This window comes from Streptomyces griseoflavus (genome assembly GCF_014649995.1).
GTDB classification, from domain to species: domain Bacteria; phylum Actinomycetota; class Actinomycetes; order Streptomycetales; family Streptomycetaceae; genus Streptomyces; species Streptomyces griseoflavus.
Genome location: NZ_BMUC01000019.1, coordinates 38,093 through 61,802 on the forward strand (window position 1 = coordinate 38,093; position 23,710 = coordinate 61,802).

Below are 23,710 nucleotides of genomic sequence, written 5' to 3' on the forward strand. Positions count from 1 at the left end.
CTTCCCCTGTCACCGACGGTTCAGGAGGAAGCGTGCCCCAGCTGCTGAGAGTGCAGAACTTCACCGTCTCGAGCGACGGGATCGGCGCCGGTGAGGACCAGAGCCTCGAGCGTCCGTTCGGCCACGTCGATCCCGGCCGGCTGATGGGCTGGGCCGGCGCCACCGCGAGCTGGCCCAACCGCACCGAACCGGGAGGAACGCGGGGGCTCGACGACTACTTCACCCGGGACTTCACCCACAACATCGGCGCCGAGATCATGGGGCGCAACAAGTTCGGGCCGCAGCGCGGGCCCTGGCAGGACCACGAGTGGCGGGGCTGGTGGGGGGACGAGCCCCCCTTCCGCACCCCGGTGTTCGTGATGACCCACCACGAGCGTCCGTCCTTCACGCTCTCCGACACCACGTTCCACTTCGTCGACGGCGAGCCGGCCGCCGTCCTGGAACGGGCGCGGGAGGCGGCCGGGGGCAAGGACGTACGCCTCGGCGGCGGGGTCACCACCGTCCGGGAGTTCCTCGACGCCGGTCTGGTGGACACCCTGCACGTGGCGGTGGCGCCGGTGGAGCTCGGTTCCGGACTGCGGCTCTGGGAGTCCCCCGAGGAGCTGCTCGACCGCTTCCACCTGGAGGTCGTCCCCAGTCCGAGCGGGGTCGTCCACCACCTGTTCTGGAGAAGGTGAGCCGCGGACGCGCCCGGGCAGCGGCAGGGGGCGCCCGGTGACCGGGCGCCCCCTGCCGCGTCCGCCGTTACGGCAGGTTGCGGGCCATCACGATCCGCTGGACCTGGTTGGTGCCCTCGTAGATCTGCGTGATCTTCGCGTCGCGCATCATCCGCTCGACCGGGTAGTCGCGGGTGTAGCCGTAGCCGCCGAGGAGCTGGACGGCGTCCGTGGTGACCTCCATGGCGACGTCGGAGGCGAAGCACTTGGCGGCGGCGCCCTGGAAGGTGAGATCCGCGTCGCCGCGCTCGGACTTGGCCGCGGCGGCGTAGGTCAGCTGGCGGGCGGCTTCGATCTTCATGGCCATGTCGGCGAGCATGAACTGGATGCCCTGGAAGTCGGCGATCGGCTTGCCGAACTGCTTGCGCTCGGTGACGTAGCCCTTGGCGTAGTCGAGGGCGCCCTGGGCGATGCCGAGGGCCTGGGCGGCGATGGTGATGCGGGTGTGGTCCAGCGTCTTCATCGCGGTGGCGAAGCCGGTGCCCTCCTCGCCGATCATCCGGTCGGCGGGGATGCGCACGTTGTCCAGGTAGACCTCGCGGGTGGGCGAGCCCTTGATGCCGAGCTTCTTCTCGGGGGCACCGAAGGAGACACCCTCGTCGGACTTCTCGACGACGAAGGCGGAGATGCCCTTGGAGCGCTTGGTGGGGTCGGTGACGGCCATCACCGTGTAGAACTCGGACTCGCCGGCGTTGGTGATCCAGCGCTTCACGCCGTTGAGGACGTAGGCGTCGCCGTCGCGGACCGCCTTGGTCTTCATGCCGGCCGCGTCGGAGCCGGCGTCCGGCTCGGAGAGGCAGTAGGAGAACATGCCGTCGCCCTTGGCGAGCGGGGTCATGTACTTCCTCTTCAGCGCCTCCGAGCCGGAGAGGATGACCGGCAGCGAGCCCAGCTTGTTCACGGCGGGGATGAGGGAGGAGGACGCGCAGACGCGGGCCACCTCCTCGATCACGATCACCGTGGCCAGGGCGTCCGCGCCGGCGCCGCCGTACTCCTCGGGTACGTGGACGGCGTGCAGGTCGTTCGCGGTCAGCGCGTCCAGGGCCTCCCGGGGGAAGCGGGCCTCCTCGTCCACCGCGGCGGCGTAGGGCGCGATCTTCGCCTCGGCCAGCGAGCGGACGGCGTCGCGGAGCATGTCGTGCTCCTCGGACGGGCGGTACAGGTCGAAGTCAGCCGATCCGGCCAAGGTCTCTCACGCTCCAAAACGCTGCGATGCTGGGCACGCTAACTACCGTTAAGTAACTCAAACTTTATGCCTTCCCCGACGGTGGTGGATAGGTGAGCTTGACGACAGCCGGAAGGTGCCCCTCCCCCGCCCCCGGCTATGCTCGGGCGCGCACTGCATGCCGTTTACCCCTGGAGCACCCATGGCCCTCAAGATCACCGTGATCGGCACCGGTTATCTCGGAGCGACGCACGCGGCGGCCATGGCGGAGCTGGGGTTCGAGGTGCTGGGCCTCGACGTCGTACCGGAGAAGATCGACAAGCTCCGGCGCGGTGAGGTCCCGATGTACGAACCGGGGCTGGAGGAACTGCTGCGCCGGCACGTCGCCGGGATCGAGGGCTCGACCGGGCGGCTGCGGTTCACCATGGACTGGGCCGAGGTGGGCGAGTTCGGCGACGTCCACTTCGTGTGCGTGAACACCCCGCAGCGGCACGGCGAGTACGCCTGCGACATGTCGTACGTGGACTCCGCGATCGCCTCGCTCGCGCCGCACCTGAAGGATCCCGCGCTGGTCGTCGGCAAGTCGACGGTGCCCGTCGGTTCGGCCGACCGGCTGGCCGCCTACCTGGCGGAGCACGCCCCGGCCGGTGAGGACGCGGAGCTGGCGTGGAACCCGGAGTTCCTGCGCGAGGGCTTCGCCGTGCAGGACACGCTGCACCCGGACCGGATCGTGGTGGGCGTGCGCGGCGAGCGGGCGGAGAAGCTGCTGCGCGAGGTGTACGCCACACCGGTCGGGGAGGGCTCGCCGTTCGTGGTGACGGACTTCCCGACGGCGGAGCTGGTGAAGACCTCCGCGAACTCCTTCCTGGCCACCAAGATCTCCTTCATCAACGCGATGGCGGAGCTGTGCGAGGCCACGGGCGGGGACGTCGCCCGGCTGGCGGAGGCCATCGGTCACGACGACCGGATCGGGAAGAAGTTCCTGCGGGCCGGGATCGGCTTCGGCGGCGGCTGTCTGCCCAAGGACATCCGGGCGTTCATGGCGCGCGCCGGTGAGCTGGGCGCGGACCAGGCGCTGACGTTCCTGCGGGAGATCGACTCGATCAACATGCGCCAGCGCGGCCGGATGGTGGAGCTGACGCGGCAGGCTCTGGGCGGCGGTCCGTTCCTGGGCAAGCGGGTCGCGGTGCTCGGCGCCACCTTCAAGCCGGACTCGGACGACGTCCGGGACTCGCCCGCGCTGAACGTGGCCGGGCAGATCCACCTCCAGGGCGGCCAGGTCACGGTGTACGACCCGAAGGGCATGGACAACGCCCGCAGCCTCTTCCCGACGCTGGGGTACGCGGACTCGGCGCTGGAGGCGGTGCGGGGCGCCGATGTCGTCCTGCACCTGACGGAGTGGCGGGAGTTCCGGGAGCTGGACCCGGCGGAGCTGGGCGAGGTGGCGGCCGAGCGGCTGATCCTCGACGGCCGGGGCGCGCTCGACGCCGAGGTGTGGCGGAAGGCCGGCTGGCGCTTCCGCGCGATGGGACGCCCGACGGCCTGAGGGCCTGAGCCGGGGCCCGGCCCTGGCGGGGCGCTACGGGACGAACGGGTGACGCCGGTTCGGCCGAGGCTCAGTCGGCCGAACCGGCGTACCGCAGCATTCTGCCCCACCGGGCACGGGCGCGGTGGGGCTACGCGCCCTTCGGGGACGTCCCGGTGGAGTGGGGCGGCATCCTCACGGGGGGAACCGCGCGACCGGCCACGACCGCGCCGCGGACGACCGGCGACCCGCACGGACCCCCGTACCTCCGGTGGGGCGCTCACGCCTCCTTCGCCCGGTACCGGCGCATCTTGGCGCGGGCACCGCACACCTGCATGGAGCACCAGCGGCCGCGTCCGGCGGGGCTGCGGTCGTAGTACGCCCAGTGGCAGGTGACGGCCTCGCAGGCCTTCAGCCGGCTCCAGGTGCCCGCCGTGACGCCTTCGGCGACGGCGGCGGCGATCCGGGACAGCAGGGGCCCCTCGTCGACCGGTGCGAGGGCGGCCGAGCCGTCGGCGGGATCGACCGTCACCACCAGGGGCGCCCGGGCCAGCAGGTCGCCCAGCGGGGTGACGGCGCGGTGCGGGGGGTGGCCGGCGTGCGCGAGGAGGGTCGCGCGCAGCGACTCGCGCAGTTCGCGGGCGGAGCCGGCGGTGTCCTCGGTGAGACCGAAGGGCGCGCGGCCCTCCGGGGTGTCCAGCGCGTCGACGCCCGTCTCCAGGTCCACCGTGTTGACCAGCGCCTGGACCAGGGCCACCCGCCCGGGCGCGGCCGCTCTCTCGCTCATGTCTGGACGGTACCTCCCGGATCCCCCACTCCCTTGCGGCGTTACCTCCTATGGTGCAGCATGCAGTAACGGTTACCGGTTACCCACCCCTATGGGTAACTCCCGCGCTTCAAGGAGGAAGTCATGCCCGTTGCCAAGGTCGGAGCCGTCGTCCTGGACTGTCCCGATCCGCGTGCGCTGGCCGGGTTCTACGCCGCGCTCGTGGGCGGCACGGTCGAGGGGGAGGGCCGCTGGGTGGACCTGGAGGTGCCCGGCGGTCCGACGCTGGCCTTCCAGGAGGCCCCCGGGCACGTGCCGCCGCGCTGGCCGGAGACGGACGGCTCGCAGCAGTTCCACCTGGACCTGACCGTCGACGACCTGGACGCCGCCGAGAAGGAGGCGCTGGCGCTCGGCGCGAAGCCGCTGGACACGCAGGACCGGTCGCGGACCTTCCGGGTTTACGCCGACCCGGCCGGGCACCCGTTCTGCCTCTGTGCCTGCTGACGTACCTACCTGCCGGGAGAACGCATGACCGCCGTGGCCCGTCTGCGCAATGTCGTCCTCGACTGTCCCGACCCGCGTGAACTGGCGGTCTTCTACGCGGCCGTCGGTGGCGGCACACCGGTGGAGGAGGACGCGGACTGGGTGGTGCTCGACGTGCCGGCGGGCCCGCGGCTGGCCTTCCAGCGGTCGCCGGACCACACCCCGCCCGAGTGGCCGCGCGCCGACCACGGCTCCCAGCAGTTCCACCTCGACTTCGACGCCGGGGCGACCTGGGACGAGGTCGACGCGGCCGAGGCGAAGGTACTGGCGCTGGGGGCACGGGTGCTTGACCGGGAGGACTACGAGACCAAGGACTTCCGGGTCTACGCCGACCCCGCGGGCCACCCGTTCTGCCTGTGCCGGATCGAACAGCCGTGACGGCCCGGCCGGACCGGCGGCTCAGCCGTCCAGGTCGGTGATCGTCGCCGTGGACGGCGGGCGGCGGTGCTGGGCGGTGTGGGCCGTGAAGTCCGCGCCGCGCAGCACCCGCCGTACGTTTCCCCACGTCAGCAGGGTTACGTCGGACTCCTCCCAGCCGCGCCGCAGCAGTTCGGCGATCAGCGCGGGATAGCAGGAGGGGTCGTGCAGCTCCTGCGGGTGGGCGCTGCCGGTGTCGTAGGTGCCGGACAGGCCCACGCACTCCGCTCCGGCGAGGGCGCGCACGTGGTCGAGGTGGTCGGCGACGTCACGGACGGTCGGGCCGCACTGCTCGGCGGTCAGCGGCACCAGGCACACCCCCCTGGCCCGGCCCACCTCGGTGAGCAGGTCGTCGGGCAGGTTGGCCGGGTGGGGGCGCAGGGCGCCGGCGCCGGAGCGGGTGAACAGCACGGGCGCCTTGGACAGGGCGAGGACCCGGCGGGCCGTCGGGACGGAGGCGTGCGAGAGGTCGGCGACCATCCCGACCCGGTTCATCTCCCGGACGACCTCCTCACCGAACCGGGTGAGCCCGCCGGCACCGGCCCAGGACGTGCCGGTCAGGGTGAGGACGCGCAGCCCCAGGGTGTGCAGCGAGCGCAGGACGCTCAGCGAGTCACCGAGGGCGGCGGCACCGGCGGGACCGAACAGGACGGCCACCCGGCCGCAGTTGCGGGCGTCGGCGACCTCCCCGGCGGTACGGGCGGGCCGCAGGCCCTGGTCGTGGGCGGCGACCACCGCCTTCGCCAGGTCCAGCTGCTCCAGCGTCGCGCCCACGGCCCGGTCGCCGCCGTACCCCTCGGGCAGGTGCAGGGACCAGAACACGGCGCCCACCTGACCCTTGCGCAGCCGGGGCATGTCCGCGTCGACGGCGCTCTCCCCGAGGTCGAGGTCGTACCAGGGCAGCCGGCGCAACGCCGCGGGCAGTCCGCTGTAGCCGTCGGCGACGGGGTGCGCGGCGAGGACGGCGCGGGCACGGGTCAGCGGGGCGTCGTCCGGGTCGGAGACGGGTTCGTAGTCCTCCGGCCCGACCACCACCGCCTCCTCGGGAGACGGCTCGTCGACACGGCCGACCTCGGCGGCGGTGTGCAGGTCGTCCTGGAGATCGGCCATCACGGGCTCCGTACGTCGTGACCTCGGCAGTGAGGCCACCGTCGCACGGAGCACCCGGCTGTTTCCTGGTGAACGCGCCGTTCGGGGGTACGCCCCGCTCCCGCCGCCCGCGGAAGGGTCAGGAGTCCAGGGACTCCAGGGTGGCGTGGGAGGGGGCGCGGGTGGTGCGCAGGTCGCGGGAGACGTCCTCCGCGGCGCCCAGGACCCGTACCGCGTTCTGCCAGGTCAGCTTGGCCAGGTCCGGCCGGGACCAGCCGCGGTCGAGGAGCTCGGCGATCAGGTTCGGGTAGGCGGAGACGTCGGCGAGGCCGTCGGGGGTGAAGGCCGTGCCGTCGTAGTCGCCGCCGATGCCGAGGTGGTCGATGCCGGCGACCTCACGCATGTGGTCCAGGTGGTCGGCCACGGTGGCCACCGTCGCCACCGGGCGCGGGTGGCTCTCCTCGAAGGCGCGGTGCACCTTCATTCCCTCGGCCGTGGTGTCGAGGTGGTGGAAGCCGTGCGCGCGCATGTTCTCGTCGGCCGCCGCCGTCCAGTCGACGGCCGCCTGGAGCACGAACTTCGGCACGAACGTCACCATCGCGACACCGCCGTTGGCGGGCAGCCGCTCCAGGACGTCGTCCGGGATGTTGCGCGGGTGGTCGCAGACCGCCCGGGCGGAGGAATGGGAGAAGATCACCGGCGCGGACGTGGCGTCCAGCGCGTCCCGCATGGTCGTCGCGGCGACGTGGGAGAGGTCGACCAGCATGCCGAGCCGGTTCATCTCCCGCACCACCTCGCGGCCGAACGCCGACAGGCCGCCCACCCCGGGCTCGTCCGTCGCCGAATCCGCCCACGCCACGTTGTAGTTGTGGGTGAGCGTCAGGTAGCGCACGCCGAGGTCGTACAACCCGCGCAACGTCCCCAGGGAGTTGGCGATGGAGTGGCCGCCCTCCGCGCCCATCAGCGAGGCGATGCGGCCCTCACCGCGCGCCGCCTCCATGTCGGCGGCCGTCAGCGCCGGTGCCAGGTCCCGCGGGTGACGCTCCAGCAGCCGCCGTACGCAGTCGATCTGTTCCAGCGTCGCCGGCACCGGGTCCGGCTGGTCCGCGCGGACGTACACCGACCAGAACTGCGCCCCGATCCCGCCCGCGCGCAGCCGGGGGATGTCGGTGTGCAGGTGGGCCGACTGGTCGTCGGCGATGTCACGGGCGGCGAGGTCGTAGCGGACCTGTTCGCGCAGCGCCCACGGCAGGTCGTTGTGCCCGTCGACGACGGGGAACTCGGCCAGCAGCGCGCGGGCGTCGTCGAGGGACGTCATGGCACCCACCCCGCTCACTTTCCGAAGCCGAAACCGGCGCCGGACCCCTCGGCCTTGGCCCGCAGCCGCTTGCCCTTCTCGGTGGCCTGGTCGTTCAGTTCCTGCTGGAACTCCCGCATGCGGCCGAGGAGTTCCTCGTCGTGCGCGGCGAGCACACGGGCCGCGAGCAGGCCCGCGTTGCGGGCGCCGCCCACGGAGACGGTGGCGACCGGGACACCGGCGGGCATCTGCACGATGGACAGCAGGGAGTCCATGCCGTCCAGGTACTTCAGCGGCACGGGGACGCCGATGACGGGCAGCGGCGTGACGGAGGCGAGCATGCCGGGCAGGTGGGCGGCGCCGCCCGCACCCGCGATGATCACCTTGAGCCCGCGGTCCGCGGCCTGCTCGCCGTACGCGATCATCTCGCGGGGCATGCGGTGCGCGGAGACGACGTCGACCTCGTAGGCGACCTCGAACTCGTCGAGCGCCTTCGCCGCCGCCTCCATGACGGGCCAGTCGGAGTCGGACCCCATGACGATGCCGACAACAGGACTCATTCGGTGATCGTGCCTCTCAGGTAGCCGGCTGCGTGACGGGCGCGCTCCAGCACGTCGTCCAGGTCGTCGCCGTAGGTGTTCACGTGTCCGACCTTGCGGCCGGGCTTCACGTCCTTGCCGTACATGTGGATCTTCAGCTGGGGGTCGCGGGCCATGCAGTGCAGGTACGCGGAGTACATGTCCGGGTAGTCGCCGCCGAGGACGTTGACCATGACCGTCCACTTCGCGCGCGGGCGCGGGTCGCCGAGGGGGAGGTCGAGGACGGCGCGGACGTGGTTGGCGAACTGGCTGGTGATCGCGCCGTCCATGGACCAGTGGCCGGAGTTGTGCGGGCGCATCGCGAGTTCGTTGACGAGGATGCGGCCGTCCCGGGTCTGGAACAGCTCGACGGCGAGGTGGCCGACGACGCCGAGTTCCCCCGCGATGTTCAGCGCCATCTCCTCGGCGCGCAGCGCCAGCTCCTCGTCGAGGTCCGGCGCGGGCGCGATCACGGTGTCGCAGACACCGTTCACCTGCTGCGACTCGACGACCGGGTAGGCGACGGCCTGGCCGTGCGGGGAGCGGACCACGTTGGCGGCCAGCTCGCGCACGAAGTCGACCTTCTCCTCGGCGAGGACGGGAACACCGGCCTTGAACGGCTCGGCCGCCTCCTCGGCGGAGTCGACGACCCACACGCCCTTGCCGTCGTACCCGCCGCGGACCGTCTTGAGGACGACCGGGAAGCCGTCCCCCTCGGCCGCGAACGCGGCCACGTCCTCGGGGTCGGCGACGATGCGGTGCCGTGGGCACGGCACGCCGATCGCGTCGAGCCTCGCGCGCATCACGCCCTTGTCCTGGGCGTGCACCAGCGCCTCGGGGCCGGGGCGGACGGGGATGCCGTCCGCCTCCAGGGCCCTGAGGTGCTCGGTGGGCACGTGCTCGTGGTCGAAGGTGATCACGTCGCAGCCGCGCGCGAAGGCGCGCAGCGTCTCCAGGTCGCGGTAGTCGCCGACGACGACATCGCCGACGACCTGAGCCGCGGAATCCTGCGGAGTGTCACTGAGGAGCTTGAACCTGATGCCGAGCGGGATGCCCGCCTCGTGTGTCATACGAGCGAGCTGGCCACCGCCGACCATGCCGACTACCGGGAACGTCACGAGCCCAGGGTATCGGCACACGCCACGGTGGCCGATTTCGCGCCCGCCGGCACGGGAGGACCCGCGGTCACCGTCCGCGTCCGCAGGAAGATCACGCGGGTGGGTGGTTAGCATGGCCGGGTTGACGCATTCGACGGACGGGAGCCTGCAGGCGATGGAACGCGGTTCCTCGGGGCTTCGACGGATCTTCCGGGAAGTGGCCAAGTTCGGCGCGGTGGGGGGAGCCGGAGTACTGGTCAACCTGGGCGTGTTCAACCTGGTCAGACAGGTGACCGACCTCCAGGTGGTCCGGGCGGGCGTCATCGCCACGATCGTGGCGATCATCTTCAACTACATCGGTTTCCGGTACTTCACCTACCGCGACCGCGACAAGTCCCGGCGCACCCGGGAGATGTCCCTGTTCCTGCTGTACAGCGCCATCGGCCTGGTGATCGAGAACGGCATCCTGTACGCGGCGACGTACGGCTTCGGCTGGGACAGCCCGCTGCAGAGCAACATCTTCAAGTTCCTCGGCATCGGTGTCGCGACGCTGTTCCGCTTCTGGTCCTACCGCACGTGGGTGTTCCGCGCGCTCCCGGCCCGGGGACCGGTGGCGGGATCGGACCGGCTCACCCAGCGCCGCAAGCCGCAGCAGCGGGTGCCGTAGAGGCGGGCCGGCCCCTGCCGCGGGCCCGTCAGCGCACCGGCCGGCGGTTGTCGTCGTCCCGTGACTTCTGCGGGGGCGTGCGGGAGAGGAACAGACCGAAGACGGCCGGGTTGGCCTGGAGCATCTCCAGGCGGCCGCCGTCCGCCTCCGCCAGGTCCCGGGCCACGGCGAGCCCGATGCCGGTGGAGTTGCGGCCGCTGATGGCCCGCTCGAAGATCCGCGCGCCGAGGTCGGCGGGGACGCCGGGGCCCTCGTCGGTGACCTCCACGACGACCTGGTTGCCGGTGACCCGGGTGCGCAGCGCGACCGTGCCGCCGCCGTGCATCAGCGAGTTCTCGATCAGCGCGGCCAGCACCTGGGCGACCGCGCCCGGCGTGCCCACCGCCCGCAGCTCCCGCTTGCCGGAGGTGACGATCGCCCGGCCCGCGCTGCGGTAGGCGGGACGCCACTCGGCGAGCTGCTGCTTGATCACCTCGTCGAGGTCGAAGGTGACCGCGGAGCCCGTGCGCGGGTCGCGGGAGTTGGTCAGCAGCCGCTCCACCACGTCCGTCAGCCGCTCCACCTGGGTCAGCGCGATCGTGGCTTCCTCCTTCACCGTCTCCGGGTCGTCGGTGAGGGTGATCTCCTCCAGGCGCATGGACAGGGCGGTCAGGGGCGTGCGCAGCTGGTGGGAGGCGTCGGCGGCCAGGCGCCGCTCGGCGGTCAGCATGCGGCCGATCCGCTCGGCCGAGGAGTCCAGCACGTCCGCGACCCGGTCCAGCTCGGGGACGCCGTAGCGGCGGTGGCGGGGGCGCGGGTCGCCGGAGCCGAGGCGCTCGGCGGTCTCCGCGAGGTCGGTCAGCGGGGAGGCGAGCCGGTTGGCCTGGCGGACCGCCAGCAGCACCGCCGCGATCACCGCGAGGAGCGCCACCAGGCCGATGATCAGCAGCGTACGGCCGACCTCCCGGGTCACCGAGGAGCGCGGCTCCTGGACGGTGACCGTCTCGCCCTCCTCACCGGGCGCGGTGGCGCTGATGACGTCGCCGTCCGGCTTGGCGCCGACCTCGATGGGCGGCTTGCCGGGGATGCGGACGACGGCGTACCGGTCCTCGGTGATCTGGTCGTCGAGGACCTCGGCGGTGACCTTGTCCTCGACGAGCAGCCGGCTGTCGACGATGCTGGCCAGCCGGACCGCCTCGGACTCCACCCGCTCCCTGGCGGTCTCGGTGATCGTGCGGGTCTCGACGATCACCAGGGAGACGCCGAAGACGGCGATCACGACGAGGACCACGGCGAGCGTGGACTGGATCAGACGGCGGCGCATGTTCTCTTACCCACTGCTCTTGCCCACTGGCGAACCCCGGGCGGGGTTCAGCTCTTCTCGAAGCGGAAACCCACTCCGCGCACGGTCGCGATGTAACGGGGGTTGGCGGCGTCGTCGCCCAGCTTCTTGCGCAGCCAGGAGATGTGCATGTCGAGGGTCTTGGTGGAGGACCACCAGGTGGTGTCCCAGACCTCGCGCATGAGCTGGTCGCGGGTGACGACCCGGCCCGCGTCCCGCACCAGGACACGCAGCAGGTCGAACTCCTTGGCGGTCAGCTGGAGCTCCTCCTCACCCATCCACGCCCGGTGCGACTCGACGTCGATGCGCACCCCGTGGGTGGCGGGCGGCTGCTGGGGCTCGGTGGAGCCGCGCCGCAGCAGGGCCCGTACCCGGGCGAGCAGTTCGGCGAGGCGGAACGGCTTGGTGACGTAGTCGTCGGCGCCCGCGTCCAGGCCCACGACGGTGTCCACCTCGTCGGCGCGGGCGGTGAGGATGAGCAGCGGAACCGTGTGCCCCTCGGAGCGGAGCCGGCGGGCGACCTCCAGGCCGTCCATGCCGGGCAGGCCGAGGTCCAGCACCACCAGGTCGATGCCGCCCCGCATCCCGGCCTCGAGTGCGCCGGGTCCGTCCTCACGCACCTCGACTTCGTAGCCCTCCCTGCGCAGGGCGCGGGCCAGCGGCTCCGAGATGGACGCGTCGTCCTCGGCGAGCAGTACACGGGTCATGGCAGTGATGGTAGTCCCGTCGCGGTGGGCCGAGGGGTGTGATCGCCGGGCCCGGTCCTTACCCGCTGCCTACCCGTCTCTCACCTTCGCGATCCCTGGTACGGACCAGGCGCTGTGGGGTGCGATCCTGGGTGGGACCTTCGAATGGGTGAGCGCGGTTCCGGTTGCACCTGTGATCCGTGTCTCAAGTCCTTCCATATCCGGCACTGTCCTGCCGTATGGTGAATCCACGCCTGTTGCACCACGGGGACCTTTGGCGCAGTCGACGCCGAGGGTCTCTTTTGCGTGCGGGCCGGTTTTCCGCCGACCCCGTAAGAAATGACCTGTGGCCGGGCCTCACCGCGCGTAGACGCACGGCGGAGGCGTGGATCCCGGTGGTCGCCGTCCGCCGCTCCGTGACCCGGAGCGGCCGCCCCAGGGCGTGGGGTGGACGGTTCCGCACCGCCGGTGCCGGCCTGCCCCCCACCGGGCGCGCTCACGCATCCGCGACGCGTCCCGACAGCAAGGAACGACCATGGCGTCCAGCCTGACGAAGGACTCGGTCTCACCGGGCACCCCCGGTTCCGAGAAGACCTTCTTCGGCCACCCCCGCGGACTGGCCACTCTCTTCATGACCGAGATGTGGGAGAGGTTCTCCTACTACGGCATGAGGGCCCTCCTCCCGCTGTACCTCGTCGCGCCCGGCGGTCTGGGCCTGAGCGCGGGCACCGCTACCGCGATCTACTCGGTCTACCTCTCGCTGGTGTACCTGCTCACGATGCCGGGCGGCTGGTTCGGCGACCGTGTCTGGGGCCCCCGCAAGACCGTCGCCGTCGCCGGCGGCATCATCATGCTGGGCCACCTGACGCTGGCCCTGCCGTCCTCCGGGACCTTCTACGCGGGACTCGGCCTGGTCGCCATCGGCTCCGGTCTGCTGAAGGCCAACATCTCCACGATGGTGGGCCAGCTGTACCAGGGTCCGGACGACCCGCGCCGGGACGGTGGCTTCACCGTCTTCTACATGGGCATCAACCTGGGTGCCTTCGCCGCGCCGCTGATCATCGGCACCATCGGTGAGAGCGTCAACTGGCACCTGGGCTTCGCGCTCGCCGCGGTCGGCATGGGCCTCGGTGTGGCGCAGTTCCTGCTGGGCAGCCGCCACCTCGACCCCCGGTCGAGCGTCGTCCCGAAGCCGCTGTCCGCCCAGGAGCGGGCCTCGACGCTGCGCAAGTCCGCGCTGTGGGCCGGCATCGCCGTCGTCGCGTACACCGTCCTCGGCGTCACCGGCACCTACACCCTGAACTGGGTGCTGGTCCCGCTGACGCTGCTCGGTGTGATCGTGCCGGTGATGGTGATCGCCCGCATCAAGCGCGACAAGGACCTGGACCGCACCGAGCAGTCGAAGATGTCCGCGTACATCTGGTTCTTCGTCGCCGCCGCGATCTTCTGGATGATCTACGACCAGGGCGGCTCGACCCTGTCGATCTTCGCCGACTCCTCGGCCGAGAACAGCGTCTTCGGCTGGGAGTTCCCGGTCTCCTGGTACCAGTCGGTCAACCCGGTCCTGATCATGGCGCTGGCCCCGGTCTTCGCCTGGATCTGGCTGGCGCTGAACCGGCGCGGCAAGGAGCCGAGCACGATCGTGAAGTTCGCCTCCGGCCTGGTGCTGGTCGGTGTCTCGTTCTTCCTGTTCCTGGCCCCGCTGTCGATCGCCGAGGGCGGTCACAAGGCGGCGGCGCTGTGGCTGGTGGCGATCTACTTCGTCCAGACCGTCGGTGAGCTGCTGCTGTCTCCGGTGGGCCTGTCGGTCACCACGAAGATGGCGCCGGCGAAGTACGCGTCGCAGATGATGGGTGTCTGGTTCCTGGCCGTCACCGCGGGTGACGCCACGACCGGTCTGCTGTCCATCGCGGGCGTCGACCTGAACAAGACGGGTGTCGTGGCGATGGAGGCGACGCTGGCGGTGCTCGCCGGTGTCGCGGTGTGGATGTACCGGAAGAAGGTCAAGGCCCTCATGGGGGACGTCCGCTGAGCGGATCCCCCTCGGGCCCGGCCCGTACGGACGGAGGGTCCCGCATCCGATCGGATGCGGGACCCTCCGGGGTTTCGTGGGGGGGGCGCCCATGCTGCTCGCTCGTTGGTTTCGCCCCCGCCGCCCCTTCCCGTCCCGAAACCGGGGCTCCGCCCCGGACCCCGCTCCTCAAACGCCGGAGGGGCTGGATCCGCCGCCACCGGGAAGGGCGGCAGGAGCAGGAGCCGGCTCAGCCGGGCGTTCCGAGTTCTGCCCAGACGGTCTTGCCGGGGACGTCCGGGGTGCGGACGACGCCCCAGTCCAGGCAGAGCCGCTGCACGATGAACATGCCGTGGCCGCCGGGCCGCCCCGCCTGATGCGGGGTGCGCGGGGCCGGCTGCCCCGTCCCCCGGTCGGTGACCTCCAGCCGGATCACCTTGCGGTCGCACATGATGGCCAGGTGATCGGGCCCTTCGGCGTGCAGGCAGGCGTTGGTGACCAGTTCGGACACCACGAGCAGCACGTCCTCGGCGGCGGCCCGCTGATCCGCGCCGGCGGCGGGCAACCAGCCCCACTCGTACAGCGCCTGGCGGGTGAAATCACGGGCCAGCGGGACGACGCCGCTCTGGTCGTCGAAGCTCAGCCGGCGGACGCCGCCGCCGGCCGGGGAGGCCGACGGCGCGGTCGGCGTGGCGACGCCGCCTTCCGGCGCGCCCCCGGCCGCCGGCACCGCGCCCCCGGGCGTCCCGGAAGCGCCGCCGGCCTCCGAACCGCGGTCGCCCGGCGAATAGGGCCGGGTGGTGCTCATCAGCGCTTCACCTCACCGTGTCACCAGTTCAGGCTTCAAAGGATTCCGTACTCGGTTGGTCGCGCCGGTACGGCCCGGCCGGTCCCCGGCACTCTCGCGACCACCGTGTCCAGCCCGTTCAGGAAGTCTCCTGCCCGGGCGGACCGACGGGACACCCCCGTATTCGCACGAAAAGGCGCGACGAATGTGACCGTCCTGTGAGGGATGTGACGGGATCGCCCCGCCGGGCGTGCCCGCCGGGGTCACGCCGAATCGTCGGCCAGCGCCGCCTCGAGAGTGTCGTGCACGGTGAACACCGCGTCCGCTCCCGTGATTTCAAACACGCGCGCGACCACGGACTGCATTCCGGCGAGATGAACGCCGCCCCCCGCCGCCTCGGCCTTCAGCCGGGCGCCGAGCAGCACGTTCAGCCCCGTGGAGTCACAGAACTCCAACCGGGAGCAGTCGATGACAAGACGCTTGAATCCCTTGGCGAGGCAGCCCTCCAGTGGCTCCCGCAACAACTCGGCGGTGTGGTGATCCAACTCACCCGCCGGAGTCACGACGGCACTGGGGCCCTCTTCTCGCACCTCGACCAGAAGCCGGCCCGACTGTGCGCTGCCGACCGTCCCGCGGTCCATGCCGTCTCTCTCTCCCGACGTCGTGGCTGCTGTGGCTGCTTGCTGACGCCCTTGAACATTACGCCTTCCGGCCACACACCGACACTCTAACAATCACGCACAAACAGACATTTGCACACAGAACGCACTTGCGATGTGCTCGCGGAAGCCGATAGGGCTAGTACGACACGTAACCGACACGGCCGGCTTTGGAGGCGCCGCACACCGCAGTGCACGTATCGGCTTCGGCAGCCATATGCCGAGAACGATGGAGGACATCATGTCACCCCGGCTCGACGCTTCGCCTACCCCTGAAGCGACGTCGACACCCGCTCCGGAACATCTGGATCCCATCGAGCAGGACGACCCGGGTGTCGTCCCTGACGACCTACTCGCCGGACTACCGGAGATCCCCCCGTACGACGAGGTGGGCGCGGTCGACGCGCGGGCCCTGTCCAAGACCCTCTTCGAGCGCCTGGAGTCGCTGGCGGAAGGCACCCCCGAGTACTCGTACGTACGCAACACGCTCGTCGAACTGAATCTCGCGCTGGTCAAGTTCGCCGCCTCCCGCTTCCGCACGCGCAGCGAGCCGATGGAGGACATCATCCAGGTCGGCACGATCGGGCTGATCAAGGCGATCGACCGCTTCGAACTCTCCCGCGGTGTGGAATTCCCCACGTTCGCGATGCCGACCATCATCGGTGAGGTCAAGCGCTTCTTCCGCGACACCTCCTGGTCCGTGCGCGTCCCGCGCCGGCTGCAGGAACTCCGCCTGGACCTGGCCAAGGCCGGTGACGAACTGGCCCAGCAGCTCGACCGCGCGCCGACGGTGGCCGAGCTGGCGGAGCGTCTGGGCATCTCGGCCGACGAGGTCGTCGAGGGCATGGCGGCGTCGAACGCGTACACCGCCTCCTCGCTGGACGCCCAGCCCGAGGAGGACGACGCCGAGGGCGCGCTGGCGGACCGGATCGGTTACGAGGACCACGGGCTCGAAGGCATCGAGTACATCGAGTCGTTGAAGCCGATGATCGCCGAACTGCCCTCGCGCGACCGGAAGATCCTCTCCTTGCGTTTCGTCGCCGGCATGACCCAGTCGGAGATCGGCGAGGAACTGGGCATCTCCCAGATGCACGTCTCGCGTCTGCTGTCGCGGACGCTGGTGAAGCTGCGCAAGGGGCTCACGGTCGAGGAGTAGTCCTCACCGGGTGACGTTCGTCCTCCGGGGGGCGGCCCGCGACCGGGCCGCCCCCTCCGCCTGCCGCGGCACCCCGGCGGGCGGCTGCCCGGTCACACCACGCGGACGCCCCGGCGCCACACCCCGGCGACCAGCGGGACACCCGGCCGGTAGGCGAGGTGGACGTGGCTCGGGGCGTCGAGCAGGACGAGGTCGGCGTACGCGCCCGGGGCCAGGCGGCCGACGTCGTCCCGGCGCAGGGCCGCGGCACCGCCCGCGGTGGCCGACCACACCGCCTCGTCCGGTGTCATCCCCATGTCCCGCACGGCGAGGGCGACGCAGAAGGGGACGGAGGACGTGAAGGACGAGCCGGGGTTGCAGTCGGTGGACAGGGCGACCGTCACCCCGGCGTCCAGCAGCCGGCGGGCGTCCGGCCACTCGGCGCGGGTGGAGAACTCGGCGCCGGGCAGCAGGGTGGCGACGGTGTTCCCCCCGGCGAGGGCGTCCACGTCGGCGTCGGTGAGGTGGGTGCAGTGGTCGGCGCTGGCCGCGTCCAGCTCGACGGCGAGCCGGACGCCCGGGCCGTACGAGAGCTGGTTGGCGTGGACGCGCGGACGCAGGCCCTTCGCCCGGCCGGCGGTGAGGATCGCGCGGGCCTGGTCGCCGTCGAAGGCGCCCTGCTCGCAGAACACGTCGATCCAGCGGGCGTGCGGCGCGCAGGCGTCCAGCATCTCGCCGGTGACCAGTTCCACGTAGCCGGCCGGGTCGTCCGCGTACTCGGGGGCGACGATGTGGGCGCCGAGGAAGGTGACCTCGTCGGTGTGACGGGCCGCCAGGCGCAGCGCGCGGGCCTCGTGCCCGGTGGTCAGCCCGTAGCCGGACTTGGTCTCGAAGGTGGTGGTGCCCTGCCGCAGCGCCTCGGTGAGGTAGCGGGTGAGGTTCGCCTCCAGTTCCGCGTCGCTCGCCGCCCGGGTGGCGGCCACGGTCGTACGGATGCCGCCCGCGCCGTAGGGGCGGCCGGACATGCGGGCGTTGAACTCCTCGGTGCGGTCGCCCGCGAAGACCAGGTGGGAGTGGGAGTCGACGAAGCCGGGCAGGACCGCCCGGCCCGCCGCGTCGACCCGGTTGTCGGTGGCGGGTGCTTTGCTTGATTCACCGGTCCACACGACGCGGTCGCCCTCGATGACGACGGCCGCGTCCCGGACCAGGCCGAGGGGAGAGTTGCCGCTGCCGTCCAGGGAGGGGTCGTTGGTGACGAGTGTGGCGATGTCGCTGATGACGGTGCTGCTCATGGTGTCCTCGTGGGTGGTCGTCAGGCGCGCAGGGCTTCGACGGCCCGCGCGAGGGCTCCGGGCACGTCGGGGACGAGCGTGTGCGCCCCGTCGCGCACGACGTGACGGCCCGCCACGACCGTGTGGCGCACGTCCGCCGCGGTCGCGGCGAATACGGCCGTCTCGGCACCGAGCCGGGGAAGCGGTCCCGCTGTCCTGACGGAGTCGAGGGCGAGGGTGACGAGGTCGGCGCGCGCACCGGCCTCGATGGTGCCGATGCCGTCCCAGCCGAGGGCGGCGTGTCCGTCGGCGGAGGCGGCCCGCAGCAGCGCGGCGGCCGTCCAGTGGCCCCGGGTGCGGCTGCGCAGGCGCTCGTTCGTCTCCATCGCGCGCGCCTCCTCCAGCAGGTCGATCACGGCGTGGCTGTCGGAGCCGAGGCAGAGCGGGGAGCCCTCGTTCTGCAGGGCGACGGCGGGTCCGATGCCGTCGGCGAGGTCCCGTTCGGTCGTCGGGCACATACAGGTGCCGGTGCCGCTGCCGCCGATGAGCGAGACGTCCTCGGCGGTCAGATGGGTGTTGTGGACTCCCGTGGTGCGCGGTCCGAGCACGCCGTGCAGGGCGAGCAGCTGGGCCGGGGTGCAGCCGTGGGCCTCCTGGCAGGCGTCGTTCTCGGCGGTCTGCTCGGACAGATGCACGTGGAGCGGGGCCCGCCGCTCCTCGGCCCAGCGCGCCACGGTCGCCAGCTGGTCCGCCGGTACGGCCCGGACGGAGTGGATCGCCGCGCCGATCCGTGCGTGGTCCCGTTCCCGGAGGGCGGAGACGCGTGCGGCCCAGGCGTCCGCGTCGCCGTCGGAGAAGCGGAGCTGGTGGGTGGTGGGCGGCTGTCCGAAGCCGGAGGAGAGGTAGGCGGTGTCGAGGAGGGTGATGCGGATGCCGGCTTCGGCGGCGGCCTCCACGAGCGCCTCGCCCATGGCGTTGGGGTCGGCGTAGGGCGTGCCGCCGGGGGCGTGGTGGACGTAGTGGAACTCGCCGACCGCCGTGATGCCGGCCAGCGCCATCTCGGCGTACACGGCCCGGGCGAGGGCGTGGTAGCTGTCCGGGGTGAGCCGGTCGGCGGTGGCGTACATGATGTCCCGCCACGTCCAGAACGTGCCGGAGCCCACCTGGACGGTGGAGCGCAGCGCGCGGTGGAAGGCGTGGCTGTGGGCGTTGGCCAGCCCGGGAAGGGTCAGTCCGCGCAGGACCTCGGCGCCGGGCGGCGGGGCGGGGGTGCCCGTGCGGACGGCGGTGATGCGGCCGTCCTCCACGTCCACGGCGACGCCCGGCTCGATGGGGGTCCCGCCTGCTCGGGCGGAGCCGGGAGCTTGGGGGAGGGTGCCGAGCCAGGCGTGCTCCAGCCAGTACGTCCGCGGGGTGGCGGTCACGTGCGGACCAGTCCTTCCAGTACGTCGGCGAGGGCGAGGACTCCGGCGACGCAGTCGTCCTCGGTGGCGTGCTCCGCCGGGGAGTGCGAGACGCCGGTGGGGTTGCGCACGAACAGCATGGCGGCCGGCACGCGCGCGGAGAGGATCCCTGCGTCGTGTCCGGCGCCGGTGCCGAGGACGGGGACGGTGAGGTCCGTGCCGCCGCCCAGGATGCGGGCGAGCTCGTCGCGCAGGGCGTGGTCGAACTCGACGACGGGCGTGAAGGACTCGCGTTCGATGTCGAGGTCGACGCCGTGGGCGGCGGCGTGGGCGCGGGCGGCCCGCCGCACCCCTTCGACCACGGCGTCGAGGCGGTCCTGGTCGGGGGCGCGGGAGTCCAGCCAGCCGCGCACCAGGGAGGGGACGGCGTTGACGCCGTTCGGCTCGACGGAGATCTTGCCGAAGGTGGCGACGGCGCCGGCGGTCTCGGCCTCGCGGCGGGCGGCGAGGACGGTCTCGGCGTACGAAAGCATCGGGTCGCGGCGGTCGGTGAGCCGGGTGGTGCCGGCGTGGTTGGCCTCGCCGCGGAAGTCGAACCGCCAGCGGCCGTGCGGCCAGATGGCGGACGCGACGCCGACGCGGTCGCCGGACAGGTCAAGGGCCCGGCCCTGTTCGACGTGGAGTTCGACGAAGGCGCCGATGCGGGCGAGCCGTCCGGGGTCGGCGCCGAGGGCGCCGGGGTCGTGTCCCGCGGCCTCCATGGCCTGCGGGAGCGTGACGCCGTCGCCGTCGGTGAGCCGGTGGGCCTGCTCGACGGTGAGCGCGCCCGTGGTGAGCCGGGAGCCGACGCAGGCGAGCCCGAAGCGGGCGCCCTCCTCGTCGCCGAAGTTGACGATGCCGAGGGGCTTGGCGCAGCGCGTGCCCCTGCGGCGCAGTTCGTCGAGGGCGGCGAAGGCGGACACCACCCCGAGGGGCCCGTCGAAGGCTCCGCCGTCGGGCACGGAGTCCAGGTGCGACCCGGTGACGACCGCGTCGCCCCGCGCGGGGTCCCCGAGCCACGCCCACTGGTTGCCGTTCCGGTCGACCTCGTAGGTCAGCCGCCGGGCGCGCGCCTGCTCCTCGAACCAGTCCCGGCAGTCGGCGTCGGCCCCGGTCCAGGCGTACCTGCGGTAGCCGCCGGAGGCGGCATGGCGTCCGACGGGCTCCAGTTGCCGCCACATCTCGTGGAAGGAGGGCACGGACGGCGGGGCGGGGGCGGGCCCGGCCGGACGCGCCGCCGGGGAGGCTGCGTCGCTCACGCCGGGTCACCCTCCCGCATCGGCACCCGCACGCCCCGCTCGTCAGCGACGGACTCCGCGATGTCGTACCCGGCGTCCACGTGGCGGATGATCCCCATGCCGGGGTCGTTGGTGAGCACCCGCCGGATCTTCTCCCCGGCCAGGGCCGTCCCGTCGGCCACCGTCACCTGCCCGGCGTGCAGGGACCGTCCCATGCCCACGCCCCCGCCGTGGTGGAGGGAGACCCAGGACGCCCCGGACGCCACGTTGACCATCGCGTTCAGCAGCGGCCAGTCGGCGATCGCGTCGGACCCGTCCAGCATCGCCTCCGTCTCCCGGTAGGGCGAGGCCACCGAGCCGCAGTCGAGGTGGTCCCGTCCGATGACGACCGGCGCGGCCAGCTCACCGCTCGCGACCATGTCGTTGAACCGCTCGCCCGCCTTGTCGCGCTCGCCGTAGCCGAGCCAGCAGATGCGGGCCGGCAGGCCCTGGAAGCGGACCCGCTCCCCGGCCATCCTGATCCAGCGGGCGAGGGACTCGTTCTCGGGGAAGAGCTCCAGGATCGCCCGGTCGGTCTTCGCGATGTCGGCCGGGTCGCCGGACAGCGCCGCCCAGCGGAAGGGGCCCTTGCCCTCGCAGAACAGCGGGCGGATGTACGCCGGCACGAAGCCGGGGAAGGCGAACGCCCGCTCGTACCCGGCGAGCTGTGCCTCGCCGCGGATCGAGTTGCCGTAGTCGAACACCTCGGCACCGGCGTCCTGGAAGCCGACCATCGCCTCGACGTGCCGGGCCATGGACTCCCGGGCCCGGGTGGTGAACCCGGCCGGGTCCTTCGCGGCGGCGTCGGCCATGTCCTCGAAGGCGATGCCGGCGGGCAGGTAGGCCAGGGGGTCGTGGGCGGAGGTCTGGTCGGTGACGATGTCGACGGGGGCGCCCATGGCGAGCAGCCGCGGCACCAGTTCGGCGGCGTTGCCGAGGACTCCGACGGACAGGGGACGGCGGGCGTCCCGGGCCTCGGTGGCCAGCTGGAGGGCGTGGTCGAGGGAGTCGGCCTTCACGTCGAGGTAGCGGTGCTCGATGCGGCGTTCGATGGCGCGCGGGTCGCAGTCGACGCAGATCGCCACGCCGTCGTTCATCGTCACGGCGAGCGGCTGGGCGCCGCCCATGCCGCCGAGGCCGGCCGTGAGGGTGATGGTCCCGGCGAGGGTGCCGCCGAACCTCTTCGCGGCGACGGCGGCGAAGGTCTCGTAGGTGCCCTGGAGGATGCCCTGTGTGCCGATGTAGATCCAGGAGCCGGCGGTCATCTGCCCGTACATCGTCAGCCCGAGGGCCTCCAGGCGGCGGAACTCCTCCCAGGTGGCCCAGTCGCCGACGAGGTTGGAGTTGGCGATGAGGACGCGCGGGGCCCACTCGTGGGTCTGCATGACGCCGACCGGGCGGCCCGACTGGACGAGCATCGTCTCGTCCTGCTTGAGCGTCCGCAGGGTGCGGACCATGGCGTCGAAGGAGCGCCAGTCGCGGGCCGCCTTGCCGGTGCCGCCGTAGACGACGAGCTTGTCGGGGTGTTCGGCGACCTCCGGGTCGAGGTTGTTCTGCAGCATCCGCAGGGCGGCCTCCTGCTGCCAGCCCAGGGCGCTCGGTTCGGTGCCGCGCGGCGCTCGGACGGGCCGGGGTCCGGGTGCGGACATGGTGTGCCTCCTGGGGGCTGCGGGCGAGTACGGCGGGTTACTGCAGATATTCACATCCTCGGCCTGTGAATAGGGCTAGTCAAGACGGGGGGGTGCGTCCGCACGGCCGTGCGGGGGATGTTTGGCTGGACGCATGCGCGCGAACATGGAGAACGCCGACGGGACGGGGGACGTGGTGGCTGACGAGGCCGGTCTGACGGACGAGGTGGATCCGCGGGGTGCCGGGCGGGCGGCCCGGCGGGACGAGGCGGTGCGTGCCGCCGTGGAGCAGGGGCTGCTCGACGCCGACGTGCCGCTGGTGGCGCTGCTCGACGTGCAAGGCATCCGGGAGTCGGCGGCGGGGCTGCGGGCCGCGTTCGACGCCGTGACCGCACCCGGCACCCCCGTGCTGCACGCCTTCGCGGTGAAGGCGAGCCCGCTGGTGCCGGTGCTGCGGCTGCTGCGCGCGGAGGGGATCGGCGCGGAGGTGGCGAGCCCGGGTGAGCTGGCGCTGGCGCGTGCGGCGGGGGTGGAACCGGAGCACACGGTCCTCGACTCGCCCGCCAAGACGCTCGCCGAGCTGCGGGAGGCACTGGCGCTGGGCATCGCCGTGAACGCGGACAATCCGCAGGAGCTGGAGCGCATCGACGCCCTGATGGCCGCCTCCCCCTCCCGTTCCCCCCTCGGCATCCGGGTCAACCCGCAGGTCGGCGGCGGTTCCATCGAGGCGTTGTCGACGGCGACGGCGACGTCCAAGTTCGGGGTGGCGCTGCGCGACGAGGGGGCGCGGGAGTGGGTGATCCGCGCCTACCTGGACCGGCCGTGGCTGACCCGGCTGCACGCCCACTCCGGCTCCCAGGGCATCGCGCTGTCGATGATGGCGCGGGGCGTCTCGGAGACGTACGCGCTGGCGGAGGAGATCAACGGGCGTGCGGGCCGGCAGCAGATCGACACCATCGACATCGGCGGCGGGCTGCCGGTCAACTTCGCGTCCGAGGCGAGCAGCCCGACGTACGGCGCGTACGCGCGGCTGCTGAGCGAGACGGTGCCGGGACTGTTCGACGGGCGGTACGGGCTGGTCACCGAGTTCGGCCGGTCACTGCTGGCCAAGCACGGCATGGTGGTCGCGCGCGTGGAGTACGCCAAGAGCGCGGGCGGGCGACCGGTCGCGGTGACGCACGCGGGCGTGCAGGTGGCGGCGCGGACGGTGTACGCGCCGCAGTCGTGGCCGCTGCGGATCGCCGCGTACGACGCGAAGGGGCGGCCCAAGGAGGGGCCGGCGGTCGTGCAGGACGTGGCGGGGCCCGCCTGCTTCGCGGGCGACCTGCTGGCGCAGGGGCAGGAGCTGCCGCTGCTGCGGCAGGGCGACTACGCGGCGGCGCTGGACACGGGCGCGTACTACTTCGCCCACCACTACGCGTACAACTCCCTCCCCCGCCCCGCCGTCCACGGCTTCGTCACGGACGGGACGGGCGCCGTCACCTTCGCGACGGTGCGCCCGGCCCAGACGATCGAGGAGATAGTCGCCGAATCCGGCGCCCCCCACGCCCACACCCTGACCGACCTCACCCCCTGACCGGCCCCCGGCGAACCGCGCCCGAAGGGGCGCGGGGAACCGCGCCCGAAGGGGCGC

At 72.3% G+C, this 23,710-nt stretch carries 22 protein-coding genes; 8 read left to right on the plus strand and 14 right to left on the minus strand.

Annotated elements, in window-relative coordinates:
* Window positions 1-32: 32 nt before the first annotated feature.
* Entirely contained in the window at window positions 33-677 is a 645-nt protein-coding gene (locus tag IE172_RS29885; RefSeq protein ID WP_190100462.1) for a dihydrofolate reductase family protein, read from the plus strand.
* Window positions 678-744: 67 nt separating this feature from the next.
* Here the strand turns inward: IE172_RS29885 and IE172_RS29890 are convergent, their stop codons facing one another.
* Window positions 745-1,902, minus strand: coding sequence for an acyl-CoA dehydrogenase (locus tag IE172_RS29890; protein WP_190100463.1), 1,158 nt, complete (start codon window positions 1,900-1,902; stop codon window positions 745-747).
* Between the two features lie 181 nt (window positions 1,903-2,083).
* Between IE172_RS29890 and IE172_RS29895 the strand changes: the two genes are divergently transcribed.
* Entirely contained in the window at window positions 2,084-3,427 is a 1,344-nt protein-coding gene (locus IE172_RS29895; RefSeq protein ID WP_190100464.1) for a UDP-glucose dehydrogenase family protein, read from the plus strand.
* Window positions 3,428-3,686: 259 nt separating this feature from the next.
* On the opposite strand, the gene IE172_RS29900 is transcribed toward IE172_RS29895, so the two are convergent.
* Window positions 3,687-4,193, minus strand: coding sequence for a CGNR zinc finger domain-containing protein (locus IE172_RS29900; RefSeq protein ID WP_190100465.1), 507 nt, complete (start codon window positions 4,191-4,193; stop codon window positions 3,687-3,689).
* A 123-nt stretch (window positions 4,194-4,316) separates the two neighbouring features.
* Between IE172_RS29900 and IE172_RS29905 the strand changes: the two genes are divergently transcribed.
* Both IE172_RS29905 and IE172_RS29910 read left to right on the plus strand, forming a co-directional pair.
* Window positions 4,317-4,676 (plus strand): VOC family protein, encoded by a 360-nt coding sequence (locus IE172_RS29905; RefSeq protein WP_190100466.1) that lies wholly within the window; start codon window positions 4,317-4,319, stop codon window positions 4,674-4,676.
* A gap of 24 nt (window positions 4,677-4,700) precedes the next feature.
* Window positions 4,701-5,093 carry a VOC family protein gene (locus IE172_RS29910; RefSeq protein WP_190100467.1) on the plus strand — a complete coding sequence of 131 codons (393 nt, stop codon included), beginning with the start codon at window positions 4,701-4,703 and terminating at the stop codon, window positions 5,091-5,093.
* 21 nt (window positions 5,094-5,114) lie between these two features.
* Here IE172_RS29910 and IE172_RS29915 read toward each other — a convergent pair whose 3' ends face one another.
* From IE172_RS29915 to IE172_RS29930, 4 genes are all read right to left on the minus strand, one after another.
* Complete coding sequence (locus tag IE172_RS29915; protein ID WP_190100468.1) at window positions 5,115-6,242, minus strand: dipeptidase; 1,128 nt, start codon at window positions 6,240-6,242, stop codon at window positions 5,115-5,117.
* A gap of 118 nt (window positions 6,243-6,360) precedes the next feature.
* Window positions 6,361-7,539: a dipeptidase gene (locus tag IE172_RS29920; RefSeq protein ID WP_190100469.1), complete on the minus strand. Its 1,179-nt coding sequence runs from the start codon at window positions 7,537-7,539 to the stop codon at window positions 6,361-6,363.
* A gap of 14 nt (window positions 7,540-7,553) precedes the next feature.
* Complete coding sequence (purE, locus tag IE172_RS29925; RefSeq protein WP_190100470.1) at window positions 7,554-8,078, minus strand: 5-(carboxyamino)imidazole ribonucleotide mutase; 525 nt, start codon at window positions 8,076-8,078, stop codon at window positions 7,554-7,556.
* The gene (locus IE172_RS29930) at window positions 8,075-9,214 is read right to left on the minus strand and encodes a 5-(carboxyamino)imidazole ribonucleotide synthase (RefSeq protein ID WP_190100471.1); all 1,140 of its coding nucleotides are present in this window, start codon (window positions 9,212-9,214) and stop codon (window positions 8,075-8,077) included. The genes purE and IE172_RS29930 overlap by 4 nt, the downstream gene beginning before the upstream one ends.
* 154 nt (window positions 9,215-9,368) lie before the next feature.
* On the opposite strand from IE172_RS29930, the gene IE172_RS29935 reads away from it, so the two are divergent.
* The gene (locus IE172_RS29935) at window positions 9,369-9,860 is read left to right on the plus strand and encodes a GtrA family protein (protein ID WP_190100540.1); all 492 of its coding nucleotides are present in this window, start codon (window positions 9,369-9,371) and stop codon (window positions 9,858-9,860) included.
* Window positions 9,861-9,888: 28 nt separating this feature from the next.
* On the opposite strand, the gene IE172_RS29940 is transcribed toward IE172_RS29935, so the two are convergent.
* Entirely contained in the window at window positions 9,889-11,163 is a 1,275-nt protein-coding gene (locus IE172_RS29940; protein WP_190100472.1) for a sensor histidine kinase, read from the minus strand.
* A gap of 47 nt (window positions 11,164-11,210) precedes the next feature.
* Window positions 11,211-11,888 carry a response regulator transcription factor gene (locus IE172_RS29945; protein WP_190100473.1) on the minus strand — a complete coding sequence of 226 codons (678 nt, stop codon included), beginning with the start codon at window positions 11,886-11,888 and terminating at the stop codon, window positions 11,211-11,213.
* Window positions 11,889-12,402: 514 nt separating this feature from the next.
* Here IE172_RS29945 and IE172_RS29950 point away from each other — a divergent pair.
* Window positions 12,403-13,899 (plus strand): oligopeptide:H+ symporter, encoded by a 1,497-nt coding sequence (locus IE172_RS29950; RefSeq protein ID WP_190100474.1) that lies wholly within the window; start codon window positions 12,403-12,405, stop codon window positions 13,897-13,899.
* A 229-nt stretch (window positions 13,900-14,128) separates the two neighbouring features.
* Here IE172_RS29950 and IE172_RS29955 read toward each other — a convergent pair whose 3' ends face one another.
* Both IE172_RS29955 and IE172_RS29960 read right to left on the minus strand, forming a co-directional pair.
* Window positions 14,129-14,686 carry an ATP-binding protein gene (locus IE172_RS29955; RefSeq protein ID WP_190100475.1) on the minus strand — a complete coding sequence of 186 codons (558 nt, stop codon included), beginning with the start codon at window positions 14,684-14,686 and terminating at the stop codon, window positions 14,129-14,131.
* Between the two features lie 242 nt (window positions 14,687-14,928).
* Window positions 14,929-15,306, minus strand: coding sequence for an STAS domain-containing protein (locus IE172_RS29960; protein WP_189560621.1), 378 nt, complete (start codon window positions 15,304-15,306; stop codon window positions 14,929-14,931).
* Between the two features lie 259 nt (window positions 15,307-15,565).
* Here IE172_RS29960 and IE172_RS29965 point away from each other — a divergent pair, with 259 nt between their 5' ends.
* On the plus strand, window positions 15,566-16,480 hold the full coding sequence (locus tag IE172_RS29965; RefSeq protein ID WP_190100541.1) for an RNA polymerase sigma factor SigF: 915 nt from the start codon (window positions 15,566-15,568) through the stop codon (window positions 16,478-16,480).
* Window positions 16,481-16,572: 92 nt separating this feature from the next.
* On the opposite strand, the gene hutI is transcribed toward IE172_RS29965, so the two are convergent.
* From hutI to hutU, 4 genes are all read right to left on the minus strand, one after another.
* Entirely contained in the window at window positions 16,573-17,751 is a 1,179-nt protein-coding gene (gene hutI, locus IE172_RS29970) for an imidazolonepropionase (RefSeq protein WP_190100476.1), read from the minus strand.
* A 20-nt stretch (window positions 17,752-17,771) separates the two neighbouring features.
* Complete coding sequence (locus IE172_RS29975) at window positions 17,772-19,154, minus strand: formimidoylglutamate deiminase (protein ID WP_190100477.1); 1,383 nt, start codon at window positions 19,152-19,154, stop codon at window positions 17,772-17,774.
* Entirely contained in the window at window positions 19,151-20,353 is a 1,203-nt protein-coding gene (locus IE172_RS29980; RefSeq protein WP_190100542.1) for an allantoate amidohydrolase, read from the minus strand. Before IE172_RS29980 ends, IE172_RS29975 begins: the two co-directional genes overlap by 4 nt.
* Before the next feature lie 74 nt (window positions 20,354-20,427).
* The gene (gene hutU / locus IE172_RS29985; protein WP_190100478.1) at window positions 20,428-22,098 is read right to left on the minus strand and encodes a urocanate hydratase; all 1,671 of its coding nucleotides are present in this window, start codon (window positions 22,096-22,098) and stop codon (window positions 20,428-20,430) included.
* A 133-nt stretch (window positions 22,099-22,231) separates the two neighbouring features.
* On the opposite strand from hutU, the gene IE172_RS29990 reads away from it, so the two are divergent.
* A complete protein-coding gene (locus tag IE172_RS29990) occupies window positions 22,232-23,653 on the plus strand; it encodes a type III PLP-dependent enzyme domain-containing protein (RefSeq protein WP_190100479.1) in 1,422 nt (473 codons plus the stop codon).
* The last annotated feature ends 57 nt before the right edge of the window (window positions 23,654-23,710 follow it).